A 23,730-nucleotide genomic window follows, 5' to 3' on the forward strand; every position below is an offset into this window, starting at 1 on the left:
GGAGCTCAAGGCTTTCTTAGTGGTGGGCCTGCTTAGTGCTGGGCCTGCTTAGTGGTGTGGTGGCTCAGTGAACTTGCTTGTGCAGGCCGAGCTCCGTGGTGGGAGTTTTGGCTGATTCGCGGGCGGTCATGGCCGAGACAGCTGCGATCACACAGATCACGGCGGTGAAGATGGAGATCTGGACCCATCCGCCGGGCTTGGTGCCACCCAAGGCTGTGACGATGGCGGGTGCGAAGCCTGCCATGAGGAAGCCCAACTGGGTGCCAATGGCCAAGCCGGAGAAACGGACCTTGGTGCTGAACATTTCGCCGTAGAAGGACGGCCATACGGCGTTGGCGGCAGCGTATCCAAAGGAGAAGAACACCACGGAGACCAGGAACATCAGCGGCACGTTGCCGCCTTCGAGGGTCAGCAGGAACACCGGCGTCATGATCGCGCTGGAAAGGGCTCCGTAGATAAACACGGGCTTGCGGCCGATCTTGTCCGAGAGCATGCCGAACAGCGGCTGCGTTCCCAAAGCAACAACGTTGGCTGCGACCACCAGCCAGAGTGTGATGGTGCTGTTCACCCCTGCAACATCCTGGGCGTACTTGATGGCTAGTGTTCCAAAGACCGTACTCACTGCGGCGATGAAGGCGCAGCAGACTACGCGGAGGACATCGCGCCAGTGCAGCCTCAGGAGATCGGCAACGGGGAGCTTGGAGATCTCATTGTTCTTCTTGGCTTCCGCGAAGGCCGGCGGCTCGTGGAGGGTGCGGCGGATGAAGAAGGCCACCAAGACAACCACTGCGCTGAGCCAGAACGGAATGCGCCAACCGATGCCGTACTTGATGTCGTCCGGAAGTGCCACCACAGGAATGAACACCAACGCAGCGAGGATCTGGCCACCCTGGGTCCCGGTGAGGGTCCAAGAGGTGAAGAAGGAGCGGCGGTTGTCCGGGGCGTGCTCCAGTGTCATGGAGGAAGCGCCGGCCTGCTCACCAGCGGCGGAAAGTCCTTGGCAAAGGCGGGCAACTACCAGCAGGATGGGTGCCCACCAGCCGATTGTCTTGAAGTCCGGGAGGCAGCCAATCACGAAAGTGGCGGCACCCATGAGGACCAGCGTGAACATGAGGACCTTCTGCCGGCCAATGCGGTCACCGAAATGGCCCAGGATCACGGCACCCACGGGACGTGCGATGTATGCGAAACCGAAGGTCGCGAAGGACATGATCGCCGCGTTGGCATCGGCGGAGGGGAAGAAAACGTGGGGGAAGATCAGGGCCGCGGCAGAGCCGAAGATGAAGAAGTCGTAGTACTCGACGGCACTGCCCAGGAAGCTGGCAAGCGCGGCCTTCTTTGGGGTTCCGGCGGTGGTTTCAGTGCCTGGCGTCGCTGACGGCATTGTTTGGCTCATGGGTGTTCCTTCTGTGACGACGATGTCGCGGATCTGGCTTCTGTAGGGAGACCCAAGCGAGGTGCGGCCGGTCAATCCCTGCATAAGTAACCGCATGGTGAGAGCTACTTGTGCAATACAGCAATAGTGGCTGTGAGTGGGGTCACTTGTCAAGAGAAGTCCCCACCATCTAGAAATAGCTCTCACTATGTGAGAGCATCGAGTTATGAATGTGAAAGAGGACACAAAGACCGACATGGTCGGCAAGGCCTTGAGCCTGCTGGTTTTACTGGGCAATGAACCCCGCGGGGCGAGTGCAGCGGACCTGGCGAGGAGTGCGAACCTCCCCTTCAGTACTACCTACAGGCTGTTGGGCTCGCTGACGCGCGATGGGTTTGTTGACTACGAGCCGGATGGGCGCCGCTACCACCTGGGATTGCGCGTCTTCCAACTCGGTCAGCGTGTCTCCAATCATCATGGTTTCGCCGCTACAGCGCTACCGGTCCTTCAGCGGGTCACCGAGCGCACGCATGAGGCCACAATCTTGTCCGTCCGCGACGGCAATCATCACCTCACCGTGAACAAGGTGGATGGCCCGAAGACCTTTCGCGTCACCAGTGACCCGGGCCATCTCGGCGCACTCCACACCACCTCTGTGGGCAAGGCGATCGTCGCGTTCGAGGATGAGCTTGAGCGGAAGCGGCTCCTAGAGGAGCTGCCCCTCGATCCATTGACCGATCGCTCCATTACCGACAGGGACAAGTTTCGGGAGGAAATCGAACAGGTCCGCCGTCAGGGCTACGCCGTGATGGATGAAGAAAACGAGATCGGTATGCGGGCAGTTGCGGTGCCGGTCCTCAACTCCCAGGGGCACGCGTTTGCCTCGCTGGCCACGGCCGTGCCGGTGTTCCGCCTCACCATGGAGGAGCTCATCTCGCATGTGCCTACTCTCCAGGAGGCCGCGGCCGAACTCGCGGCCCGCCTGCCTCAGCGATGACCTCCTTGTTGCGGGGCCTGATGTGCGCGGCAAATGCGCGGCGGAGGGTGCAGAGTGGGCCCCGCAACCTCAGCTACCTCCGTTGTGAGGCCCGCTTTGCATGCCAAATGCGCGCCGGAGGGTGTAAAGCGGGCCTCGCAACGAACCGGCCGCAATGCCCTTGTTCGCGATAAGAACAAGCGTGCGGAATATGAACACTTGTAGTAATCTAAATAACACCCGGTCAGGCGGCGCCCTAGAACAGCGCCAAAAGCCCCGGTGCTGAAGTCAAAGGAGCTTTAGGATGAGCAACCGAGCCGAGTCCGTTCTGGTGGGCCTCATAGGCGAAGGCGTCATGCCCTCGCTCACACCGCCCATGCATGAGCGCGAAGCCGATGTGCAGGGCCTTCGCTTGCTGTACCGCCCCATCGACCTGCTGGAACTCGCGTTGCCGGCCGCCGCCGTCGGAGATCTCCTGACCGCGGCGCAGCGCATGGGCTTCAACGGCCTGAACATCACGCACCCGTGCAAGCAGTTGGTGCTGGAGCACCTCGATGACATTTCCGACGACGCCCGTCGCCTGGGTGCAGTCAACACAGTCCTGATCCAGGACGGTCGGTTTATTGGCCACAACACAGACTTCTCGGGTTTTGGCTCGGCGCTCGCCGACGGGCTCCCTGGCGCGAAGCTGGGCCGTGTGGTCCAGCTTGGTGCTGGCGGTGCCGGTTCGGCAGTCGCCTACGCCCTCCTTACAGCCGGCGTCAGCACTTTGGACCTGGTGGACATGGATGCGGCCCGCGCAGCGGAACGTGCCGCCGAACTCGGCGGCCTCTTCCCTGAAGCCATTGTCACTCCACGCACTCCTGCAGAACTCGGTGAGATCATGCCCCTTGCCGACGGCTTGGTGCACTGCACCCCGATCGGCATGGCCGCCCACCCGGGCCTTCCCCTGGACATCGGGCTGCTTGAGTCGCGGCACTGGGTAGCGGACATTGTCTACCGCCCCATCGAGACTCAGCTGGTCCGCGAAGCGCGCGCCAAGGGTTGCGACATCCTCGACGGCGGCCGCATGGCAGTTGGGCAGGCGGCCGACGCTTTCCAGCTCATCACAGGACGCGAAGCCGACCGGGAACGGATGCGCGCGCACTTCCTTGAGCTGATCGCGGTGGAGGACGCCCAAGCTGCGGCCCCCGAGCTGGCGAAGGCAGGCCACTGATGCGCACCGGCATAGCGACCGTCTGCCTGTCCGGCACGCTGAAAGAAAAGATGCAGGCCTGCGCCATCGCGGGCTTTGACGGCATCGAGATCTTCGAGCAGGATCTGGTCACTTCGCCGCTCAGCCCTGAAGACGTACGGAAAATGGCCGCGGATCTTGGCCTTGGTCTGGATCTGTACCAGCCGTTCCGCGATTTCGACGGCGTCACTCCGGAGCTGCTGAAGGCCAACCTCAAGCGGGCCGAGGCCAAGTTCAACCTGATGGAACGCCTTGGCATGGACACCATCCTGGTCTGCTCCAACGTCGCAACGGCCACGATCGACGACGACGACCTCAGGGCCGAGCAGCTGGGGCAACTCGCCCGGCTTGCCGGGAATTATGGCGTCAAGGTTGCCTACGAGGCCCTCGCCTGGGGTAAGTACGTGAACGATTATGAGCACGCGTACCGTCTGGTCGAGGCCGTGGACCATCCCAACCTCGGCACCTGTCTGGACTCCTTCCACATTCTGTCCCGCGACTGGGACACCGCGCCGATCGAGAACATCAACGCGGAGAAGATCTTCTTCGTCCAGGTTGCCGACGCCCCCAAACTCTCCATGGATGTGCTCTCTTGGAGCCGCCATTACCGCGTTTTCCCGGGTGAGGGTCAGTTTGAGCTCGCCAAGTTCATGGGTCACGTGGTCCGGGCAGGCTACACAGGTCCGGTCTCCCTCGAAGTCTTCAACGACGTCTTCCGACAGTCAGACACGGAGCGCACCGCCGTCGACGCTATGCGCTCCCTGATCTGGCTGGAGGAGCAGAGCGCCAAGTGGCTGGCAGGCACCTCTAAGGACGCCGCGGGCGGCAACGGCAGCGCGTCCCGCCGTCGTTACCCCATGGAACTGGCCACGCTGCCCAAGGTGAATGAACCCGCCGGTTTCAACTTCGCCGAGGTCAAGGCGGACGACACCGCGCAGCTGGAGAAGCTCCTGGGGCAGCTCGGCTTTGAATTCGAAGGCCGCCACCGTACCAAGGATGTCCAGCTGTGGACCATGGGCCAGGCCCGGGTGATCATCAACGAGCAAGCGGCATCGCACTCGGAACCGGCTATCGCCGCGTTGGGGTTCGACGTCGATTCGCCAGTGATTGCCTCCGCTCGCGCCCAGCAACTCAAGGCGCCGGTAGTGGCTCGCAAGGTTCAGGCCGACGAGGAAGTCTTCCAAGGCATCTCAGCTCCGGACTCCACCGAGATTTTCCTCTGCCAAGGCAGCCCGGATGGCACCGCTGCGTGGACGCATGAGTTCGGCGAAGGGCTGGAGCACTCCGCAGGGCAGCAGAACGCCGTCATTGACCACGTGAACCTCGCCCAGCCCTGGCAGCACTTTGACGAAGCTGTCCTCTTTTACACCAGCGCCCTTGCCCTTGAACCGCAGCCGTTCGCCGAGGTCCCCAGCCCCAGTGGGCTGGTTCGCTCGCAGGTCATGGAGACCAGCAACGGAGCGGTCAGGCTGGTTTTGAACCTGGCACCCGCGCAGCAGGCACAAGCAGCCCGCAAAACGTACCAGGAACACATCGCCTTCGCTGTGGACGACCTCGTGGCGACTGCCCGGTCTGCCCGTGATCGTGGCCTCGAGTTCCTGCAGATTCCGGCCAATTACTACGAGGACCTGGACGCCCGGTTCGATCTTGAATCCGGATTCCTGGCCACCCTCCAGGAGCTTAACCTCCTGTATGACCGGGATGCCGACGGCGAATTCCTCCACTTCTACACCGCCACCGTGGGCAGCGTGTTCTTCGAAATGGTGGAACGCCGGGGCAACTACGACGGCTACGGGGCGCCCAACGCTCCAGTACGCCACGCCGTCCAATACGACTCGCTTCACCGGGTTTAGGCCCGTAAACCAACAAGACCCATAAACCGAAAGGAGCCGGCCGTGCCGCAAGAACAGACCGCACAAGTCACTACCGCACAAGCGCTCGAATCCGAGGAACTCGTGCCGCCCGCCGAGGCGCATGCCGCGCACGTTTCCCCCAAGAAGGTGGAAACCCAAGCGGACCTCAGTGCTGAGATGAAGGGCATCAGCGATCGCTACGCCGCGGCCCTGACGAACGGCCGGGGGCCGGAGACCATGCCGCGCCTCGACTACGCGCCGTACCGCAGCAGCATCCTGCGCCACCCCACGAAGAGCCTGCATCACGCGGACCCGGAGACCATTGAGCTCTACTCGCCCGCGTTCGGCCACCAGGACGTGCATGCGCTGGAATCCGACCTGACCATCCAACACAACGGCGAGCCACAGGGTGAGCGCATCATCGTTGCAGGCCGTGTCCTTGATGGCGACGGTCGCCCTGTTGCCGGCCAACTCGTGGAGATCTGGCAGGCCAACGCCGCCGGACGCTACATCCACAAGCGCGATCAGCACCCCGCGCCGCTGGACCCGAACTTCACCGGCGTCGGCCGTTGCATCACAGGTGATGACGGCTCCTACAGCTTCACCACCATCAAGCCCGGCGCATACCCGTGGAAGAACCACCTGAACGCCTGGCGGCCGGCGCACATCCACTTCTCCATGTTCGGCTCGGAATTCACCCAGCGCATTGTTACCCAGATGTACTTCCCGGGCGATCAGCTGTTCCCGCTGGATCCCATCTACCAGTCGATCGTGGACCAGGACGCGCGCGACCGCCTCGTGGCCGAGTACGACCACGAACTCACCAGTCCTGAATGGGCGCTCGGCTACAAGTGGGACATCATCCTGACCGGTTCCAAGCGCACCTGGACGGAAAACGAAGCATACGGCGACGCCGGGGATGAGGAGTAAGCACATGGGCAAGCTGACACCCACACCGGGCCAGACCGTAGGACCGTTCTACGGCTACGCACTTCCCTTCAACAAGGACAACGAACTGCTGGCACCAGGCAGCCCGGGCAGCATCCGCCTGCAGGGCACGGTGTACGACGGTTCCGGCAGCACCATCCCGGACGCCATCCTGGAGATCTGGCAGCCCGACTCCGACGGCAACATTGTTCAGCGCACCGGCTCCTTGGTCCGCGACGGCTACACGTTCACCGGCTGGGGCCGCGGCTCCGTTGGCAACTCCGGCGTGTACACCTTCACCACCGTAAACCCCGGCCCCACGGCTCCCGGCGCTGCAGCCTTCATCTCCGTGGCCGTCTTCGCCCGCGGACTCATGAACCGCCTCTTCACCCGCGTGTACCTGCCGGAAAACGAGGAAGCATTGGCCAACGACCCGCTGCTGCGCTCCCTGGAACCTGAACGCCGCAAGACGCTCATCGCCCGCCGCGACCCCGACGGCGGCCTCACTTGGGATATCCGCCTGCAGGGCGGTGACGAGACCGTCTTCCTGGACTTCCAGCAGGACGGCTCACTGGAAACCAGCGTCAACGCGGACCATCCTTCAACGGAAAACCAAGCATGACCGACGGCGACTTCGGCCTCCTCAGCCCCGTCTCGGCGTCGCCCGCTGTGGCGGCACTGACGGGCGACCATGCCGTCATCGCGGCAATCCTCGACGTCGAAGCCTCCTGGGCTGCCGTCCTCGAGGAAGCGGGGCTGGTCCCGGCTGGCTCCGCCGCTGTGGTGGCCGAAGCCGCCGATGCCGGCTCATATGACGCAGCTTCTGTGGCGGAACGTGCCCAGGGTGGCGGCAACCCGGTCATTCCGCTGCTCGGCGACCTTCGCGCCCGGGTGAAATCCTTGGACGCCGGCGCGGTAGCCGCTGTCCACACCTCGCTGACCAGCCAGGACGTCCTCGACTCCGCCTTGATGCTCCTCGCCAACCGCACCATCTCTGCGTTGCTGGATAACGCGAAGCGCACGACGACGGCGCTCGCCACCTTGGCCGGAGAGCATGCGGACACGCTGTGCGTGAGCAGGAGCCTGACGCAGCATGCGCTGCCGTACACGTTCGGGCTTAGGGCTGCACAGTGGTTCCAGGGCGTCGCGGCTGCGGCTGCTCGGCTGGAGTCGCTTCGGTTGCCGGTTCAGTTCGGCGGAGCCGGAGGAACGCTGGCTTCGGGGACCAAGCTGACTGCGGGATCTGCTTCCACTCCGTTCGATCTGGCTGATTCCTTGGCCTCCCGGCTTGGCCTTGCACCAGCTCCCGCTCCCTGGCACACCAATCGCCTCGCAGTCACAGCCCTGGGTGATGGCCTCGCTGCCCTCCTTGATTCCTTCGGGAAGATCGCCGCGGACCTGTTGTTCCTGAGCCGCCCGGAAGTTGGGGAAGTTGGCGAACCCCTGGCCGCCGGACGCGGAGTTTCCTCGGCCATGCCGCAGAAGCAAAACCCTGTGCTGTCCGTACTGATCCGTAGCGCGGCATTGCAGGCGCCCGGACTCGCATCGCAATTGCACCTCGCCGCCACCATCTTCAACGATGAGCGGCCGGACGGTGCCTGGCACAGTGAGTGGCCCGCTCTCCGGCAGTTGCTGGCGTTGGCCTTGGGCGCTGCCGGACACCTCCGTGAACTCACGGAGGGCCTCCGTGTCTTCCCCGATGCCATGCGCCGGAACCTCGAGATCTCGGGACCGCTGCTGCTCAGCGAAGGCGTGACGGCCGCCGTCGCGCCTCTCCTGGGCGAGGAAGGAAAGCAGAAGCTGCAAGCCGTCGTCGACCAAACCCTCAAGGCGCCCACAGGGGAACAGTCCCGCATCTACACCAAGCTGCTGCGCGAAACCGTCCCTGCGGACAAGCTCTCGGATACCCAACTCGATGCGCTGCTTGACCCCGCGAGCTACCTCGGGGAAGCCCAGGAGATCGGCCGACGGATCCTTGCTTCTTACCCGCAATTCACTGGAATCTCTTCGAAGGGAACCGCCCGTGGCTAAGCCAACTGTGAAGGGCGTGCTGCTCTCCCCGCAGCGCGAACTGGGAACCAATCCGCTCCTGGTGGTGGGCCCGTCTCTGGGTACGTCCACTGTTCTCTGGACCGAAACCGCGGCACTTCTTGGCGATCACTTTGACGTCATCGGATGGGACCTCCCCGGCCACGGCATTTCGCCGACCGTCACCGAGGGTTTCGATGTGGCGGAACTGGCTGACGCCGTCGTGGATCTTGTTGACTCTGTTTCGCCGGGCGCGAGGTTCCACTACGCCGGCGTCTCGCTGGGTGGGGCCACCGGCCTGCAGCTCGGCATCAAGCACGGTGACCGACTGCTCAGCTTGTCCGTCCAGTGCAGTGGCGCCAAGCTCGGCACCCCGGAAGGCTGGCTGGAGCGCGCCGAAACCGTGCGGAAACTCGGCACCCCTGTCATGATCCAAGGCTCCGCTGAACGCTGGTTCGGTCCCGGTTTCATGGACCGTCAGCCGGACATTAGTAGCCGGCTCCTGCACGCCCTGCGCGATGCCGACCGCTTCGGCTACGCGTTCTGCTGCGAAGCCCTTGCCGTGTTCGATGTCCGCGAGCAGCTCGGCAGCATCACCGTCCCCACGCAGGTGATTGCCGGCGTCGAGGATTCGGTAGCGCCGCCGTCGATGGCTGACGCTGTTGCCGCTGGCATCAGCGCTGGAGGTGGTACTGCTCAGGCGGTGGCGCTCGACGGCGTCGCCCACCTCGCCCCTGCCGAGGCGCCGGCCGCCGTGGCTGATTTGATGCGCACCTTCATGAAGGAGAACGGACGATGAGCACTTCTTCCCCCGATAGCTTCGCCCGGAATGGCGCAGTCCAGCCCGACGCCACCGCCCAGGACATTTACGACGCCGGCATGGTGGTCCGCCGCGAAGTGCTGGGCAATGAGCATGTGGACCGCGCCAACGCCAACAAGGATTCCTTTACCGAGGACTACCAGGACATGATCACCAGGATTGCCTGGGGTGGCATCTGGACGCGGCCAGGCTTGAGCCGGCAAATGCGCTCGGCGGTCACCCTCACGGCGCTGGTGGCGCACGGTCACTGGGAGGAGCTGGCCATGCATATTCGGGCAGCCCTCAACAACGGCCTGAGCAGGGACGAGGTCAAGGAAATCCTGCTGCAGACCGCCATCTATTGCAGTGTGCCGTCGGCCAATTCGGCTTTCAAGACGGCCCAAAAAGTATTCGCAGAGATCGACGCTGCTTCCCCGCTTAACGAACCCAACTAATTTCCCCACCCCACCCAACTAGGTCGCACTTCAGGTCGTTTTCAGCCTTCAGAACGGCCTGAACTGCGACCTAGTTGGGCAGACAGAAAGAGAAACCCATGAACCAGGCTTTTGTGTACGACGCCGTGCGCACGCCCTTTGGTAAGTTCGGGTCCGGACTTGCTGCTGTCCGCCCGGATGACCTTGCCGCCCATGTGGTCCGCGAGTCCGTTCGCCGGGCGCCGGGGCTGGATGTTGAGCGGATCGACGAGGTGGTGTTCGGCAACGCCAACGGCGCCGGCGAGGAAAACCGGAACGTCGCCCGCATGGCTACCCTGCTCGCTGGGCTCCCGGTCTCCATCCCGGGCACCACGGTGAACCGTCTCTGCGGCTCGTCCCTGGATGCGGCGATCATTGCCTCCCGTCAGATCAACGCCGGCGACGCCGACCTGATGCTGGTGGGCGGCGCGGAGTCCATGTCCCGTGCGCCCTGGGTGCTGCCGAAGACCTCCAAGCCCTACCCCGCCGGTGACATGACACTCGCGTCCACCACACTCGGTTGGCGCCTGGTGAACCCGGCCATGAACAAGGACTGGACCATCTCCCTGGGTGAAGCCACCGAGCGTCTGCGCGAGAAGTACGGGATTACCCGTGAACGCCAGGACCAGTTCGCTGCTGACTCGCATAATCTGGCTGATGCAGCGTGGAATGACGGCTTCTACGACAACCTTGTGGCTCCGGTTCCGGGCACCGACCTGGTCCGTGATGAGGGAATCCGTGCCGGTTCTACGGCCGAGAAGCTCGCCACACTGAAGACCGTGTTCCGGAACGAGCCCGAGGGTGCAGAGGTTGGCGGGACGGTCACCGCCGGCAACGCTTCTCCTTTGTCTGATGGCGCATCCGCGTCATGGATCGGCTCGGAAGCCGCTGCTGGGATGCTGGGCTTGGAGCCCCTGGCCCGCATCGCTGGCCGTGGTGCGCATGGCAACGATCCCCAGTACTTCGGTTTCGCACCGGTGGAGGCCGCGAACAAGGCCCTCGCGAAGGCGGGCATCGGCTGGGACCAGGTCGGCGCCGTCGAACTTAATGAGGCGTTTGCCGCGCAATCGCTGGCGTGCGTTGACGCGTGGGGGATCGACCCCGCAATCGTGAACCAGCACGGCGGTGCGATCGCGATGGGCCACCCGCTCGGCGCCTCCGGTACCCGCATCCTCGGAACGCTCGCCCGGTCACTGCAGGCTTCGGGGCAGCGTTGGGGTGTCGCGGCAATCTGCATCGGCGTGGGTCAGGGCCTGGCCGTGGTGCTCGAAAACGTCACTGCCGGCGCATCGGCATAGAAGGGTAAAGAGTCATGCTGAATTTCATTGACACTGTTGGCGAGGCTGTCGCCGGCATCAAGGACGGTTCCACAGTGATGATCGGCGGGTTCGGCAACGCCGGGCAGCCGTTCGAACTGATCGACGCCCTGATGGATTGCGGCGCGAAGGACCTGACCGTGGTGAACAACAACGCCGGCCAAGGCGATCAAGGCCTCGCGCTGCTGATCAAGGAAGGCCGCGTTCGCAAGATGATCTGCTCCTTCCCGCGGCAGTCCGATTCCTGGCACTTCGACGCCAAGTTCCACGCCGGTGAGATCGAGCTGGAACTCGTCCCGCAGGGCAACCTTGCTGAACGCATCCGCGCCGCGGGGGCCGGCATCGGGGGCTTCTTCACGCCCACCGGGTACGGCACCACCCTGGCTGAGGGCAAGGAAACCCGGTTGCTGGACGGGAAATGGCAGGTCTTCGAGACACCCATCCACGCTGATGTCGCGCTGATCAAGGCACTCAAGGCTGACGGCAAGGGCAACCTCGTGTACCGCAAAACTGCCCGGAACTTCGGTCCCATCATGGCCGCTGCAGCCAAGCACACCATCGTGCAGGTCTCGGAGATCGTGCCCACGGGTTCCTTGGATCCAGAGAACGTGGTGACCCCGGGGATCTATGTCAACAGCGTGGTCCGCGTCGATTCTGCTGACTCAGTCGATTCTGCTGACTCAAACAAAAAGGTGGCGTGATCATGAGCACCCAAACCAGCATCCAGACCTCCGAAAAGCCGCTGGGCCGCGACGAACTCGCCCAGTTGGTGGCCCGCGACATCGCCCCCGGCTCCTTCGTGAACCTGGGCATCGGCCAGCCAACCTTGGTGTCCAACTACCTCACAGAGGAACAGAACATCACGCTCCACACGGAGAACGGGATGCTCGGCATGGGCCCGGCCGCCCTTGGGGCTGACGTCGACGGTGACCTCATCAACGCCGGTAAGATCCCCGTGACCGAACTGCCTGGGGCTTCGTACTTCCACCACGCTGACTCGTTCGCGATCATGCGTGGCGGGCACTTGGACATCTGCGTGCTCGGTGCCTTCCAGGTATCCGCCACGGGTGACCTCGCCAACTGGCACACCGGCGCCCCGGACGCGATCCCCGCCGTCGGTGGCGCGATGGACTTGGCGACGGGAGCCAAGGACGTGTTCGTGATGATGACGTTGCTGACGCGAGAGGGCGTGTCCAAGCTTGTGGAACAGTGCACCTACCCGCTTACCGGCGTCGGCTGCGTCACCCGCGTGTACACGGACAAAGGTGTGTTCCTCACAGGACCTGACGGCGTCACCGTGCGCGAGACGTTCGGCTGCACGTTCGAGGAAATCCAAGAGCTCGTGCCGTTACCCCTGAAGAAGGCAGAGTAGGCCCCGCAAGTTGCGGCCCTCCCGTTGTGGGGCCCGCTCTGCTTGGTATTTCGCGAGCTAAACGCGCAGAGTAGGCCCCGCAACGCAATCTAGGATTGGTAACCATGACCGATTCCGCGCTTACCCCCGATTCCCCGGTAACCCCGCAGGCCAGCGACCAGTATGTTCAGTCGTTGGCGCGGGGTCTGGCCGTGATTCGGGCGTTCGATGCGAACAACCCCCTGATGACCCTCAGTGAGGTGGCGGCCCGCACGGACCTGACCCGGGCCACGGCACGCCGTTTCCTGCATACCCTGGTTGAGCTCGGCTACGTCCGCACCGACGGCAAGACCTTCGCGCTCACGGCCAAAGTGCTGCAGCTTGGTTACTCGTACTTGTCGGCCTTGTCCCTGCCGCAGCTGGCCCAGCCGCACTTGGAACAGTTGAGCCTGAGGCTGGGCGAGTCGACGTCCGCCGCGGTCCTGGACGGTCAGGACATCTTCTACGTAGCCCGCGTCGCCACACGCCGGATCATGAACGTAGGCATTACCGTGGGCACGCGCTTCCCGGCGTACGCCACGTCCATGGGTCGCGTCCTGCTCGCCGGATTGCCGCAGGCCAAGCTTGAGGCCTACCTCTCGACGGCGGAACTAACGCCGCTCACGCCGCGAACCGTCGCCAGCGTTCCCGACTTGAGGGCCGCCGTCGAGCAGGTCCGTTCGCAAGGATGGTGCCTGCTGGACCAGGAGCTGGAGATCGGGCTGATGTCCATTGCAGCGCCGGTGTGGAACCACAACAATGGCGACAACGTCGCGGCCATTAACGTGTCCCTGCAAGCTCAGGCCGTCGCGTCCCAGCCGAACCCGGCGAAGTACCTCGACGCCGTGCGCCAGGAAGTGGTGGCTACGGCCAACACCATCTCGCAGGATGTTTCCGCCAAGCACTAACCCACCCAAGTAGGTCGCAGTTCAGGTCGTTATGAGGGGGTGGTTTCTAGCGGTTATCGCAACAGGAAGGTTCTGATCATCTCATTGGGGGTGCAGAAGTCGAATCGTTGGCGGGGTCTGTCGTTGAGTTCGTGGGCGACGTAGTCGAGGTCGGTTTGGCTGTAGATGCTTAGGTCTGCGCCTTTGGGGAAGTACTGGCGCAGGAGCCCGTTGGTGTTCTCGTTCGAGCCGCGTTGCCAAGGTGAGTGGGGATCGCAGAAGTAGATGTCGATGTCGGCTGCGATCTTCACTTCCTTGTGCCTGCGCATTTCGGTGCCTTGGTCCCAGGTCAGTGAGAGCCTCAGTTCGTCGGGAAGGGCGCCCATTTTGCGGATCAGCCCATCCCGAACAGACTCGGCACGGTTTTGACCGGTCGGGACATGGAGGAGCATCACGAACCCGGTTGTGCGCTCCACGATGGTGCCGATGGCGGTTTTTCCGTCCTTGCCTACGATCAGGTCCCCTTCCCAATGCCCTGGCACGGCACGGTCTTCGACCTCGGCGGGACGGTCGGCGATCATGACCTTGTCCTGGATTCTGCCGCGGCGTTCGTCGGGGCGGCGTTGGGGTTTGCGCAGGGTCCGGCCGGTGCGCAGGTTCTTGACCAGTTCCCGCTTTAGCCCGCCCCGGGACTCGAGATAGAGGGACTGGTAGATGGTCTCGTGTGACACCCACATCTCCGGGTTGTTCGGGAAGTCCTTGCGGAGTCTGCCAGCGATCTGGACCGGTGAGTCTTTCTTTTCGAGCCGCTTTTCGACTTCCAGGCGCAAGGGCTTGTTGCTGTTGAGCTTAGCGGTCTTGGGCCTGGCTGCCCGGGCGTGGGCGCGGGCATGGGCGGTGGTAGCCCGGTAGAAAAAGACCTTGTCAGCGTTCCGCCGGAGCTCCCGGGAGATCGTTGACGGGGAACGACCCAAACGTCTGGCGATCTCACGGACCGATTCCTTGCCCCGCCATAACGAGATCAACTCCCGCTCCTGGAACGATAGGGAACGGCCGGTCAGGGTCCGGCCCCGACGGGGCCGGACCCCTCCTGAGGACCTCAGCTCACGGCGGACCGTCGTTACGGACCACCCGACGAACGCACCAGCATCTTCAAAACGGGCACCGTCCGCAACCTGCTGCCAGAACGACTGGACAACCTCAGCAACCAAACGATTCGTGAACTTCACCATGGCAATCGACACCCTTCAATAATCAGGTGTTGCGATCACCGCATGATTCAGCGGGCTCAAAACGACCTGAACTGCGACCTAGTTGGGTCCGGACGGGGCTACTTTCGGATCGCTGCCAACCGCGTCTCAAGGATCCGGCGCACCATGGAGTCCGGCACGGGATTATCCGCAGAAAAACGAAGCGTCCCCGGCGACCACGAATAACCCCCAAGCTCCTCCGACATCTCCGGCAGGATCTGCCCGCTGAATGGGTACAGGGCCAAGTGCTTTGTGGTTTCCTGCACGCTCAGGAAGCCCTTGCCATCAACCAGCAGCGCGGGCATTCCGTAGCTGACGCCTTCTTCGGCGTCGGGGGCCAGCTCGCGGGCGATCCCCACAATCCGCTCCAGAATCGAGCGGTTGGCCTCGCTGACGCCCTCAAGATATTCGGTGACGGTTCCCATAGGGACATGCTTCACTACGGGCACCGCAAGGGCCAGAGGTTTAGCGTTCCGGAATCACCGCGATGCCCTGGATTTCGATCAGGGCCTCTTTCTGCCAGAGGCGAGTGACGCCGATGCCGGCCATTGCGGGGTACTGCGAGCCCGCCATTTCCCGCCAGATTCGTCCGATTTCGCGACCGTTGGCCATGTAGTCGTCCACATCGGTGAGGTAGATGGTCACGTTGACCAGGTCTTCGGGCTCTCCGCCGGCTTCACGCAGCGTGGTGATCACGTTGGAGAACGCCTGCGTGAACTGCTCCACGATTCCGCCGGGAACGATGTTCATGTTCTTGTCCAAGGCGGTCTGCCCGCCCAGGAAAACGGTGTTGCCGGCAAGGATGCCGTGTGCGTAGCCGGATGGTTTGGCCAGCGATTCCGGGTTGATCGTTGTGTGGCTCATGCTGTTCCTCCTCGTTGTGGCAACTGCAAAAACTTTTGGAAAGCCTCTGTGCAGATCATTTCCGCCGTGCTACGTTGAGCATATGTGACGATCGTAAAAAAGTCGACACATCACAAAACCTCGAAGGGAACCCGCAATGAAACTAGCCACCTTGCGCACGGCCGGCGGAAGTACGACGGCGGCACTCGCCACGGGCGCCGGCTCTTACCTCACGTTGCCCGCCACTGACGTCGGGGCGCTCCTGGCGCAGACGGGGTGGCGGTTGGTCATCGAGAAGGCAAAAGGGGCTGCCGCGTCCAAGGAGCAGAAAGTCATCGCGGAAGGCGAAGCCCACCTCGCACCGCTCCTTCCCCGCGCCGGCAAAGTCATCTGCTGTGGCCTGAACTACGGCGACCACATCCAGGAAATGGGACGCGAACTTCCCCAGTACCCCACGCTCTTCGCCAAGTACGCGGACACCCTGGTGGGAGCAAACGACACTGTAGAGGTCCATGGCAGCGGCCGCGTCGACTGGGAAGCCGAGCTCGCCGTCGTCGTGGGTTCTGAACTGTTCCGTGCGGACGAGGACCAGGCCCGTGAGGCCATTGCCGGCTACACAATTGCCAACGACGTTTCCATGCGCGACTGGCAAAACCGGACCCTGCAGTGGTTCCAAGGCAAAGCCTGGGACGGCACCACCCCCGTAGGCCCGGTCATGGTCACGGCAGATGAAGCCGGGGAACATTTCGACGTCCGCGGCTACGTCAACGGCGAACTCGTGCAGCAGGGGAACACCAGCACTTTGGTGTTCGGCCCGGCGCAGCTGCTGTCCTACATTTCGCAATTCACCACCCTGCGCCCCGGCGACCTCGTCCTCACCGGAACGCCCGGGGGAGTGGGGATGGGAATGACCCCGCCGCGCTTCCTCAAGGACGGCGACGTCCTCACCACCGAAATTGATGGGATCGGCCGGCTGGAAAACCAGTTCCGGATCCACGCAGCAGTCCCAGCAAACGCCTAAAGCCTCACACCTCAATAAAAGGAGAGACCAAATGAGCCAGACCACCACCGAATACCGCCTCGAAGGCGACAACTCCATCTACGCTCAGGCTGACGGCAAAGTTGTCCCCGTCGTCACCCGCGCCGGTGCCGAAGACACCAACACGGCGCAGTCCGGCGATTGCATCCGCGTCTCCGGCGTGAGTATCCAGCACACCCCGGCAACCAAAATCTGGTTCGGCCAGGTGTCCAACACCCCGGGCTACCGCTCACTTCCGCACCACCACGGCGAGGCAGAGACCGGTGGCTACGTGCTCCGCGGCCACGGCCGGATCTACTTCGGCGAGAACTACTCAGAATTCATGGACATGAAGGCCGGCGACTGGGTATTCGTTCCGCCGTTCATGCCCCACGTCGAGGCAAACATGTCCGTCACGGAAGAACTCGTCTGGCTCACCGCGCGCACGCCGGAGAACCTCGTGGTCAACCTCGAAGACGTCGCCGACGAAACTCTCGCCGACTACCGCCGGGCCTAAGCCATGATTACTGGAACCCTGACGTCCGAAACCTTCCTCAAGGCCGTTGAACTCACGCCCACAACGGCCGAGGTTTTCGACGAAGCCTATGAAGCAACCACCCAGTACGTGCCGTGGCCAAAAGCCTATGGTGGAGACATGGTGGCACAGGCTGCGGCCGCAATGATGCGGTCCGTTGATGCTGACAGGACTTTGCACTCGATGCACAGCTACTTCATGCGTCCGGTGGATATCGGTTCCAGTGTCCGCTACGAAGTGGAGCGTCTGCGGGACGGTCGCGGGTACTCCACCCGCACGGTCCGCGGCTTCCAGAACGGCAAGCCAGTCTACGCAGCCATGGGCTCGTTCCAAGTGCCCGAGAGCGGGCCGGACTTCCAGCCCGAGGCCCCTGCCGCCGTCGAGCCTGAATCACTGCGGACTGCGGCCGAAGCACTGGACGGAACGGATGGTCCGGCTGCGGACTACTGGTCCACGGGCCGCAGTTTCGATATGCGCCATATTCCAGGACCCGTATATATCGAACTCGAGGGCGGATCGGTGCCCCAGCAGGCGATTTGGGTCAAGGCTTTCGACGCCCTGCCTGACGACGCCGACCTCCACCGCACAGCGCTGGCTTACGTCTGCGACTACACAATTTTGGAGCCGCTGCTCCGGGTGAACGGATTCAATTGGTCCAGCCCGGGACTCGCCACCGCCAGCTTGGACCACTCCATGTGGTTCCACCGCGAGGGTCGCGCTGACGACTGGGTGCTCTACGCCCAGGAAGCTATCTCCGGTCAGAGCAACAGGGGCCTCGCCATGGGCCGCTTCTTTGATCGGCAAGGAAGACTGCTGGCCACGGTGGCCCAAGAGGGCATGATCCGGGCCGGCTCCTAAACAGTTTTGAACCTCCCCAACCCCAATCCGCTTCAACGACGCACCACTGAAAGGAACGGCCATGAGCATGATGCCATCGGCCCACGTGGACACGTTCACCCGCGACCACCTGCCGCCCGCCGATACCTGGCCTGCGCTTGAATTCACCCTCCCCGAACTCCACTACCCGGAACGGCTCAATGCTGCTGCCGTACTGATCGACGACGGCGTTGAACAGTACGGCGCGGACAGCCCGGCCCTGCGGACCCCGGACGGCGTTATCTGGACCTACGGTCAGCTCCAGCAGCATTCCAATCAGGTGGCCCAGGTCCTCACCGAAGACCTTGGTGTTGTGCCGGGCAATCGCGTGTTGCTGCGCGGGCCCAACAACCCCTGGATCGTTGCTGCCTGGCTCGGTGTGCTGAAAGCCGGCGCCGTGGTGGTCACCACCATGCCCATGCTGCGTTCCAACGAAGTCTCCACGCTCATCGGCCTCACCAAGCCGGTGGTGGCCATCTCTGATCACCGCTTCGTGGACGAGCTCAGGGTCGCGGCGGGGGACGAGGTTAGGGTCCTGAGCTACGGAGCACACGACGACGACGATCTCTCCTCGCGCTGCGGGCAAAAGAGCGGCGTGTTCACGGCTGTGGATACCTCAGCCGACGACGTTGCGCTGCTGGGTCCGACGTCGGGGACTACCGGAGTGCCGAAGGTGACCATGCACTTCCACCGGGACATCCTGGCAAACGCGGACACCTTCGCCCGCTTCATTCTGGAGCCAACGGCCGATGACGTCTTCGCTGGTTCGCCGCCTCTGGCTTTCACTTTCGGGCTGGGTGGCCTGGTGGTCTTCCCTCTCCGGTTCGGCGCATCGTCGCTCCTGACTGAGAAGGCCGGGCCCGTGGAATTGGCCGAGCACGCCTCAGCCGCTGGTGCCACGATCCTCTTCACTGCACCCACTGCGTACCGGGCCATCCTGAAGGAGAAGCGCGGGGACCTCCTGCGCGGACTCCGCGTTGCTGTCTCTGCTGGAGAGCACCTGTCCAAGGAAACCTGGGAAGCTGTTCGGGAGGCTACCGGCCTGCGTCTGGTCAACGGAATCGGTGCTACTGAGCTACTGCACGTGTTTATTTCCGCCGCTGGCGATGACATCCGTCCTGGAACCACGGGGCGTGCCGTTCCGGGCTTCCGGGCCACCATCTTGGACGACGACGGCAACGAGCTCGGCCCGGGCAGCATCGGCCGCCTCGCCGTCATTGGGCCCACGGGCTGCCGCTACCTCGACGATGCCAGGCAGGCAAACTACGTGGTCCGGGGCTGGAACGTCACCGGCGACACGTTCGCCATGGACGCCGACGGATACTTCACCTATCAGGCCCGCTCGGACAACATGATCGTTTCCTCCGGTTACAACATCGGTGCACCAGAGGTTGAAACGGCCATAGACCAGCACCCGGATGTAGTGGAAAACGCGGTCATCGGCGTCCCGGACGAAGAGCGTGGCAGCATCGTCTGCGCTTTCATCGTGCTGCGCGAAGGCGTCACCGGCGACGCCGCAAAACGCAAGGAAATCCAGGACTTCGTGAAGCAGGCCATCGCCCCATACAAGTACCCCCGGGACGTCCGCTTCGTCAGCGAACTGCCACGCAATCCCAGCGGCAAACTCCAGCACTTCAAGCTCCGCGACGGCCTCCAGAAGGAGAACCCCGCAGCCAAGAACGAACAACTTACCCCTGCCGGCCAGAGCCAGGCCTGAGAAGGAGAAACACCCATGAAAATCGCAATCGTTGGAGGCGGCCCCGGCGGCCTGTACTTCGCAGCACTGATGAAGCAGCTGGATCCGTCGCACGACATCACCCTCTGGGAACGCAATGCTGCCAGCGACACCTTTGGCTTCGGCGTCGTGTTTTCCGATGAGACCCTCGGCGGCATCGGCAACGCCGATCCCGTGGTGGCTGAATACATGAGCCGCCGCTTCGCCCGCTGGTCCGACATCGACATCCACTTCCGCGGCGAAATGATGACAGTCGGCGGCCAGGGCTTCGCTGCCATGAGCCGCAAGGAACTGCTGGAGCTGCTGCAGCGCCGCTGCATCGAACTGAACGTTGACGTGCGGTTCAGCACCTTGGCTCCCGCCGTTGAGGAACTTGAAGCCAACTACGATCTGGTTCTTGCCGCGGACGGCATCAACTCGCAGATCCGCGCCAAGTACGCTGACTCCTTCAAACCAAACCTGGACATGCGGAGCAACAAGTTCATGTGGCTTGGCACAGACCAGGTGTTTGAGGCCTTCAAGTTCTTCGTGAAGGAAACCGAGTGGGGCGTCATGCAGATCCACGGTTACCCCTACTCGGATGAGGGCTCCACTTTCATTGTGGAAATGCACCAGGACGTGTGGCACGCGGCAGGTTTCGACGAGACCGACAACGAGGTTTTCCCTCCCGGCGTCTCGGATGAGAAGGCGATTGCCAAGATCCGCGAGATCTTCGCCGAGGAACTGAACGGCTACGAGGTCCTCACCAACAACTCAAAGTGGATCAACTTCACCACGGTCCGCAACGAAAACTGGCGCCACAACAACGTTGTGCTCCTGGGCGATGCCGCCCACACAGCCCACTTCTCCATTGGTTCGGGCACCAAGCTGGCCATGGAGGACTCGCTGGCACTGGCCGCTTGCCTGCACGAGCACGCAGATGTTGAGTCGGCTCTGGCAGCTTATGAGGCTGAGCGCCGGCCCGTGGTCGCTTCCACACAGCGCGCAGCCCAGGCTTCCCTTGAGTGGTTCGAACGGATCGGACAATACAAGGACCAGGACCCCACCCAGTTCGCGTTTAACCTGCTCACCCGCAGCCGCCGCATCACCCAGGAAAACCTGCGCCTGCGTGATCCCGAGTTCGCAGAGGCGGTGGACCGCGGCTTCGCTTCCTCGCAGGGACTGTCCGAGGTTGCCCCGGCCATGTTCCAGCCATTCCGTATCGGCGAGCTGGAGCTGAAGAACCGTATTGTGGTCTCCCCAATGGACATGTACTCGGCCACGGACGGCGTTCCGGGCGACTTCCACAAGGTTCACCTGGGCTCCAAAGCACTCGGTGGCGCCGGCTTGGTCATGACCGAAATGGTGTGTGTTTCCGAATCCGGCCGCATCACCCCTGGCTGCAGCGGCCTCTACACAGATGGCCAGCGTGACAGCTGGAAGGAAATTGTGGACTTCGTTCACAGCCGCTCCACCGCCAAAATCGGCGCGCAGCTGGGCCACTCCGGCCGGAAGGGTTCCACCAAGCTCATGTGGGAAGGCATTGACCAGCCCCTCGACTCCGGAAACTGGACCGCCGTCGGCCCTTCTGCCCTTCCTTACAGCCCGGAGAACCAGACCCCCGTGGAGTTGGATCGTGCGGGAATGGATGTCATCAAGGCGGAGTTCGTCGCTTCGACAGTCCGTGCTGAGGATGCTGGTTTCGACCTCCTGGAAATCCACGCCGCCCACGGCTACCTGCTGTCCTCCTTCCTGTCGCCGGTCTCCAACAAGCGAACAGACGAGTACGGTGGCAGCTTGGAGAACCGGCTGCGGTTCCCGCTGGAAGTGTTCGACGCCGTTCTCGCGGCATGGCCTGCCCATAAGCCTGTGACGGTGCGCATTTCCGCGACGGACTGGATCGAGGGTGGCAACACTTCTGACGATTCGGTGGCCATCGCCAAGGCGTTCGTTGAGCACGGCGCTGCAGGCTTGGATGTTTCCACCGGCCAGGTGGCCAAGGAAGAGAAGCCCGCCTTCGGCCGCAGCTACCAGACCCCGTTCGCCGACCGCATTCGCCAGGAAGTTGCCGCCCCGGCAGGCGTGGCGGTGATCGCCGTCGGCGCCATCTCCACCTACGACGACGTGAACTCCATCCTCCTCGCGGGCCGTGCCGACCTGATCGCCTTGGGCCGTACGCACCTTTACGATCCTCAGTGGACGCTGCACGCTGCAGCTGAACAGGAATACAAGGGCCCTGGCGCTGACTGGATTCCGCAATTCCATGCCGGACGCCGGAAACCACCGAGCTCGCGCACTGACGCCGTTCGACCCCGACTGTCGCTGCTCAAGGAAGCCGATATCCAAGAGGCCAACACCCACCTTCGCTGGACTCCCGAGTCCGCCGCGGCATCGGTTTTGGTGAAGTAGCCATGGCAACCGCACCCCTCAACACCTGGAATGTGCCCAAGAAGACCACCGGACTGGTGTTGTTCTGCTGCTGGCTCGCGATCCTCGCCGAAGGCTATGACGTGGGCGTACTCGGGGCCATCCTTCCTGCCCTTGCCGAGTACAAGGAATGGAACCTTAGCCCGCTGGCACTCGGTGGTCTCGGCTCATATGCCCTGATCGGCATGCTTATCGGAGCCCTGTTCATCGGTACTCTTAGCGACCTTGTAGGCCGGAAGAAGATGCTCCTGGCTTCCATGGCGATCTTCACGCTCACCCAAGCCGGCGCCGCGTGGGCCCCGACGCCGGAGCTCTTCGGCCTGTTCAGGCTCATCGGCGGCCTGGGAATGGGCGGTGTCATCCCGGTGGCAGCGGCCCTGACCATTGAATACTCGGCACCGAACAAGCGCTCTTACAACTACGGCCTCATGTATTCCGGTTACTCGTTGGGCATCGTCGCCGCCGCTCTTGCCGCCCTGTTCGTCCTGCCCATGGGCGGCTGGCGTGCGGTCATCGCCATTGGTGCTGCACCTGTGGTGCTGATTCCGATCATCTGGAAGTTCCTTCCCGAGTCCTTGGAATTCCTGGAGTCAAAGGGCCGGAAGTCCGAAGCGAAGGCGTTGGCAGCGAAATTGAACATCGCGGACTACCGCCCCGTGGTCCCAGTGGCTCCTGCAGCTCCTGGTGCCCAAGGCGGTCAGGCCGATCCTTGGTGGAAGACCATCACCACCATGTTCTCCCGGAAGTACCTCCGTTCTACGGTGTTCTTCTGGATCTCACTGTTCTGCGGTTTGGTGCTGGTCTACGGCCTGAACACGTGGCTGCCGAGCATCATGAAGAAGGCCGGCTACGACCTCGGCTCGTCCTTGACGTTCCTCCTGGTCTTCAGCCTTGCTTCCGCGATTGGTGGCCTGCTCCTGGGTCGCGCCGCGGACAAGTACGGGAAGAAGCTCATCCTGGTAGTGTTCTACATCCTGGGCGGTCTGGGCATCATGCTCCTGGTCTTCCCTAACACCATGGTGGTCAACCTGCTGTTCGTGGCCTTCGCGGGCGTGGGTTCCATCTCCACCTCGCTGGTCCTGACCGGCTACATCGCCGACTACTATCCGGCGAAGGTTCGTGGCACGGCAACGGGCTGGGCCCTGAGCTTCGCTCGACTGGGTGCCATTTCCGGACCGTTGATCGGTGGCTGGATCGCAGGCTCGAAGCTTCCCTTCGAGGCCAACTTCGCCATCTTCGCAGGTATTGCCGTACTGGCAGCAAGCGCTGTGGCAATGATTCCAAAGCCGCAGCCTGAGGTGCCGGTTGCCGCCGTCGACGTTGATCCTGACGACGCCACCGTCAGCGCGCGCTAGGAGAATCATGGATAGGTTTCCGGAGGCATGCGTCGAGCGAACGGTGGAATGGGTGGACACCGATGCCTCCGGACACCAGCACAACTCGGCAATCCTGCGCTGGGTTGAGGCTGCGGAAGCTGAGCTTTTCCGCTCGCTGGAGTTGCCGGACTACTTCCCCAGTGCTCCGCGGGTGCAGCAAGTGATCAATTACAAGGCCAAGCTGTGGTTCGGCCAGCGCATCACCGCCACGGTGAAGATTCAGGCGCTCGGCCGGACTTCGCTGACCATGGCTTTTGATGTAACGTCCGACGCCGGTGAGGTCGCCGCGTACGGGACGGTCACCACGGTGCACGTCCCTCACGGCAGCACCGCTGCGCAGCCTTGGCCGGAACATCTGATCCGGGCCATCACGGCTGTGCAGGCAGCCGAATAGCCCCGGCGAGATGGCAGTTAACACCCATGTTGAACCTTG

23 protein-coding genes are annotated in these 23,730 nt (G+C 63.1%); 19 read left to right on the top strand and 4 right to left on the bottom strand.

The features are described from left to right. Positions 1-64 precede the first annotated feature (64 nt). On the bottom strand, positions 65-1,396 hold the full coding sequence (locus M1D89_RS02775) for an MFS transporter (RefSeq protein ID WP_498647813.1): 1,332 nt from the start codon (positions 1,394-1,396) through the stop codon (positions 65-67). Positions 1,397-1,601: 205 nt separating this feature from the next. Between M1D89_RS02775 and M1D89_RS02780 the strand changes: the two genes are divergently transcribed. The 12 genes from M1D89_RS02780 (at position 1,602) to M1D89_RS02835 (ending at position 13,279) form a co-directional block, all read left to right on the top strand. After that, positions 1,602-2,372: an IclR family transcriptional regulator gene (locus tag M1D89_RS02780; RefSeq protein ID WP_498647815.1), complete on the top strand. Its 771-nt coding sequence runs from the start codon at positions 1,602-1,604 to the stop codon at positions 2,370-2,372. A 283-nt stretch (positions 2,373-2,655) separates the two neighbouring features. Next, a complete protein-coding gene (locus M1D89_RS02785) occupies positions 2,656-3,567 on the top strand; it encodes a shikimate dehydrogenase (protein WP_498647819.1) in 912 nt (303 codons plus the stop codon). Next, positions 3,567-5,438 carry a bifunctional sugar phosphate isomerase/epimerase/4-hydroxyphenylpyruvate dioxygenase family protein gene (locus tag M1D89_RS02790; protein ID WP_498647821.1) on the top strand — a complete coding sequence of 624 codons (1,872 nt, stop codon included), beginning with the start codon at positions 3,567-3,569 and terminating at the stop codon, positions 5,436-5,438. Before M1D89_RS02785 ends, M1D89_RS02790 begins: the two co-directional genes overlap by 1 nt. 42 nt (positions 5,439-5,480) lie before the next feature. Next, positions 5,481-6,368, top strand: a complete 888-nt coding sequence (pcaH, locus tag M1D89_RS02795; protein ID WP_498647823.1) for a protocatechuate 3,4-dioxygenase subunit beta — start codon at positions 5,481-5,483, stop codon at positions 6,366-6,368. A 4-nt stretch (positions 6,369-6,372) separates the two neighbouring features. After that, positions 6,373-6,987, top strand: coding sequence for a protocatechuate 3,4-dioxygenase subunit alpha (gene pcaG, locus M1D89_RS02800; protein ID WP_498647825.1), 615 nt, complete (start codon positions 6,373-6,375; stop codon positions 6,985-6,987). Beyond that, positions 6,984-8,396: a lyase family protein gene (locus M1D89_RS02805; RefSeq protein ID WP_498647828.1), complete on the top strand. Its 1,413-nt coding sequence runs from the start codon at positions 6,984-6,986 to the stop codon at positions 8,394-8,396. The genes pcaG and M1D89_RS02805 overlap by 4 nt, the downstream gene beginning before the upstream one ends. Continuing rightward, entirely contained in the window at positions 8,389-9,192 is an 804-nt protein-coding gene (locus M1D89_RS02810) for an alpha/beta fold hydrolase (protein ID WP_498647830.1), read from the top strand. The genes M1D89_RS02805 and M1D89_RS02810 overlap by 8 nt, the downstream gene beginning before the upstream one ends. Continuing rightward, positions 9,189-9,647 carry a 4-carboxymuconolactone decarboxylase gene (gene pcaC / locus M1D89_RS02815; protein WP_498647832.1) on the top strand — a complete coding sequence of 153 codons (459 nt, stop codon included), beginning with the start codon at positions 9,189-9,191 and terminating at the stop codon, positions 9,645-9,647. Before M1D89_RS02810 ends, pcaC begins: the two co-directional genes overlap by 4 nt. A 98-nt stretch (positions 9,648-9,745) precedes the next feature. Then, positions 9,746-10,963: a thiolase family protein gene (locus M1D89_RS02820; RefSeq protein ID WP_498647835.1), complete on the top strand. Its 1,218-nt coding sequence runs from the start codon at positions 9,746-9,748 to the stop codon at positions 10,961-10,963. Between the two features lie 14 nt (positions 10,964-10,977). Further along, positions 10,978-11,682: a 3-oxoacid CoA-transferase subunit A gene (locus M1D89_RS02825; protein WP_498647837.1), complete on the top strand. Its 705-nt coding sequence runs from the start codon at positions 10,978-10,980 to the stop codon at positions 11,680-11,682. A 2-nt stretch (positions 11,683-11,684) separates the two neighbouring features. Further along, a complete protein-coding gene (locus M1D89_RS02830; protein WP_498647839.1) occupies positions 11,685-12,353 on the top strand; it encodes a 3-oxoacid CoA-transferase subunit B in 669 nt (222 codons plus the stop codon). A gap of 104 nt (positions 12,354-12,457) precedes the next feature. After that, on the top strand, positions 12,458-13,279 hold the full coding sequence (locus tag M1D89_RS02835) for an IclR family transcriptional regulator domain-containing protein (RefSeq protein WP_498647841.1): 822 nt from the start codon (positions 12,458-12,460) through the stop codon (positions 13,277-13,279). Positions 13,280-13,332: 53 nt separating this feature from the next. On the opposite strand, the gene M1D89_RS02840 is transcribed toward M1D89_RS02835, so the two are convergent. The 3 genes from M1D89_RS02840 to M1D89_RS02850 all read right to left on the bottom strand — a co-directional run bounded on the left by M1D89_RS02840 (position 13,333) and on the right by M1D89_RS02850 (position 15,372). After that, the gene (locus M1D89_RS02840) at positions 13,333-14,490 is read right to left on the bottom strand and encodes an IS30 family transposase (RefSeq protein ID WP_498645340.1); all 1,158 of its coding nucleotides are present in this window, start codon (positions 14,488-14,490) and stop codon (positions 13,333-13,335) included. 98 nt (positions 14,491-14,588) lie between these two features. After that, complete coding sequence (locus tag M1D89_RS02845; protein ID WP_178994487.1) at positions 14,589-14,933, bottom strand: iron chaperone; 345 nt, start codon at positions 14,931-14,933, stop codon at positions 14,589-14,591. Positions 14,934-14,973: 40 nt separating this feature from the next. Then, positions 14,974-15,372, bottom strand: a complete 399-nt coding sequence (locus M1D89_RS02850) for a RidA family protein (RefSeq protein ID WP_017197358.1) — start codon at positions 15,370-15,372, stop codon at positions 14,974-14,976. 136 nt (positions 15,373-15,508) lie between these two features. Here M1D89_RS02850 and M1D89_RS02855 point away from each other — a divergent pair, with 136 nt between their 5' ends. From M1D89_RS02855 to M1D89_RS02885, 7 genes are all read left to right on the top strand, one after another. After that, on the top strand, positions 15,509-16,372 hold the full coding sequence (locus tag M1D89_RS02855; RefSeq protein ID WP_498647843.1) for a fumarylacetoacetate hydrolase family protein: 864 nt from the start codon (positions 15,509-15,511) through the stop codon (positions 16,370-16,372). A gap of 31 nt (positions 16,373-16,403) precedes the next feature. Further along, complete coding sequence (locus M1D89_RS02860; protein ID WP_498647845.1) at positions 16,404-16,886, top strand: cupin domain-containing protein; 483 nt, start codon at positions 16,404-16,406, stop codon at positions 16,884-16,886. A 3-nt stretch (positions 16,887-16,889) separates the two neighbouring features. Continuing rightward, positions 16,890-17,762: an acyl-CoA thioesterase gene (locus M1D89_RS02865; RefSeq protein WP_498647847.1), complete on the top strand. Its 873-nt coding sequence runs from the start codon at positions 16,890-16,892 to the stop codon at positions 17,760-17,762. A gap of 61 nt (positions 17,763-17,823) precedes the next feature. Continuing rightward, the gene (locus M1D89_RS02870; RefSeq protein ID WP_498647848.1) at positions 17,824-19,497 is read left to right on the top strand and encodes an AMP-binding protein; all 1,674 of its coding nucleotides are present in this window, start codon (positions 17,824-17,826) and stop codon (positions 19,495-19,497) included. A 15-nt stretch (positions 19,498-19,512) separates the two neighbouring features. Further along, entirely contained in the window at positions 19,513-21,903 is a 2,391-nt protein-coding gene (locus M1D89_RS02875; RefSeq protein ID WP_498647850.1) for a bifunctional salicylyl-CoA 5-hydroxylase/oxidoreductase, read from the top strand. A 2-nt stretch (positions 21,904-21,905) separates the two neighbouring features. Next, a complete protein-coding gene (locus tag M1D89_RS02880) occupies positions 21,906-23,276 on the top strand; it encodes an MFS transporter (protein WP_498647852.1) in 1,371 nt (456 codons plus the stop codon). Positions 23,277-23,283: 7 nt separating this feature from the next. After that, positions 23,284-23,691, top strand: a complete 408-nt coding sequence (locus M1D89_RS02885) for an acyl-CoA thioesterase (RefSeq protein ID WP_498647854.1) — start codon at positions 23,284-23,286, stop codon at positions 23,689-23,691. The last annotated feature ends 39 nt before the right edge of the window (positions 23,692-23,730 follow it).

The sequence above is a fragment of the Arthrobacter sp. D3-18 genome (genome assembly GCF_054408525.1).

What these genes read in the sequence shown, in the direction of transcription:
- M1D89_RS02775 (WP_498647813.1), bottom strand. Translation starts at nt 1,396, where the DNA reads ATGAGCCAAACAATGCCGTCAGCGACGCCAGGCACTGAAACCACCGCC.
- M1D89_RS02780 (WP_498647815.1), top strand. Translation starts at nt 1,602, where the DNA reads ATGAATGTGAAAGAGGACACAAAGACCGACATGGTCGGCAAGGCCTTG.
- M1D89_RS02785 (WP_498647819.1), top strand. Translation starts at nt 2,656, where the DNA reads ATGAGCAACCGAGCCGAGTCCGTTCTGGTGGGCCTCATAGGCGAAGGC.
- M1D89_RS02790 (WP_498647821.1), top strand. Translation starts at nt 3,567, where the DNA reads ATGCGCACCGGCATAGCGACCGTCTGCCTGTCCGGCACGCTGAAAGAA.
- pcaG (WP_498647825.1), top strand. Translation starts at nt 6,373, where the DNA reads ATGGGCAAGCTGACACCCACACCGGGCCAGACCGTAGGACCGTTCTAC.
- M1D89_RS02805 (WP_498647828.1), top strand. Translation starts at nt 6,984, where the DNA reads ATGACCGACGGCGACTTCGGCCTCCTCAGCCCCGTCTCGGCGTCGCCC.
- pcaC (WP_498647832.1), top strand. Translation starts at nt 9,189, where the DNA reads ATGAGCACTTCTTCCCCCGATAGCTTCGCCCGGAATGGCGCAGTCCAG.
- M1D89_RS02820 (WP_498647835.1), top strand. Translation starts at nt 9,746, where the DNA reads ATGAACCAGGCTTTTGTGTACGACGCCGTGCGCACGCCCTTTGGTAAG.
- M1D89_RS02825 (WP_498647837.1), top strand. Translation starts at nt 10,978, where the DNA reads ATGCTGAATTTCATTGACACTGTTGGCGAGGCTGTCGCCGGCATCAAG.
- M1D89_RS02830 (WP_498647839.1), top strand. Translation starts at nt 11,685, where the DNA reads ATGAGCACCCAAACCAGCATCCAGACCTCCGAAAAGCCGCTGGGCCGC.
- M1D89_RS02835 (WP_498647841.1), top strand. Translation starts at nt 12,458, where the DNA reads ATGACCGATTCCGCGCTTACCCCCGATTCCCCGGTAACCCCGCAGGCC.
- M1D89_RS02840 (WP_498645340.1), bottom strand. Translation starts at nt 14,490, where the DNA reads ATGGTGAAGTTCACGAATCGTTTGGTTGCTGAGGTTGTCCAGTCGTTC.
- M1D89_RS02845 (WP_178994487.1), bottom strand. Translation starts at nt 14,933, where the DNA reads ATGGGAACCGTCACCGAATATCTTGAGGGCGTCAGCGAGGCCAACCGC.
- M1D89_RS02850 (WP_017197358.1), bottom strand. Translation starts at nt 15,372, where the DNA reads ATGAGCCACACAACGATCAACCCGGAATCGCTGGCCAAACCATCCGGC.
- M1D89_RS02855 (WP_498647843.1), top strand. Translation starts at nt 15,509, where the DNA reads ATGAAACTAGCCACCTTGCGCACGGCCGGCGGAAGTACGACGGCGGCA.
- M1D89_RS02860 (WP_498647845.1), top strand. Translation starts at nt 16,404, where the DNA reads ATGAGCCAGACCACCACCGAATACCGCCTCGAAGGCGACAACTCCATC.
- M1D89_RS02865 (WP_498647847.1), top strand. Translation starts at nt 16,890, where the DNA reads ATGATTACTGGAACCCTGACGTCCGAAACCTTCCTCAAGGCCGTTGAA.
- M1D89_RS02870 (WP_498647848.1), top strand. Translation starts at nt 17,824, where the DNA reads ATGAGCATGATGCCATCGGCCCACGTGGACACGTTCACCCGCGACCAC.
- M1D89_RS02875 (WP_498647850.1), top strand. Translation starts at nt 19,513, where the DNA reads ATGAAAATCGCAATCGTTGGAGGCGGCCCCGGCGGCCTGTACTTCGCA.
- M1D89_RS02880 (WP_498647852.1), top strand. Translation starts at nt 21,906, where the DNA reads ATGGCAACCGCACCCCTCAACACCTGGAATGTGCCCAAGAAGACCACC.
- M1D89_RS02885 (WP_498647854.1), top strand. Translation starts at nt 23,284, where the DNA reads ATGGATAGGTTTCCGGAGGCATGCGTCGAGCGAACGGTGGAATGGGTG.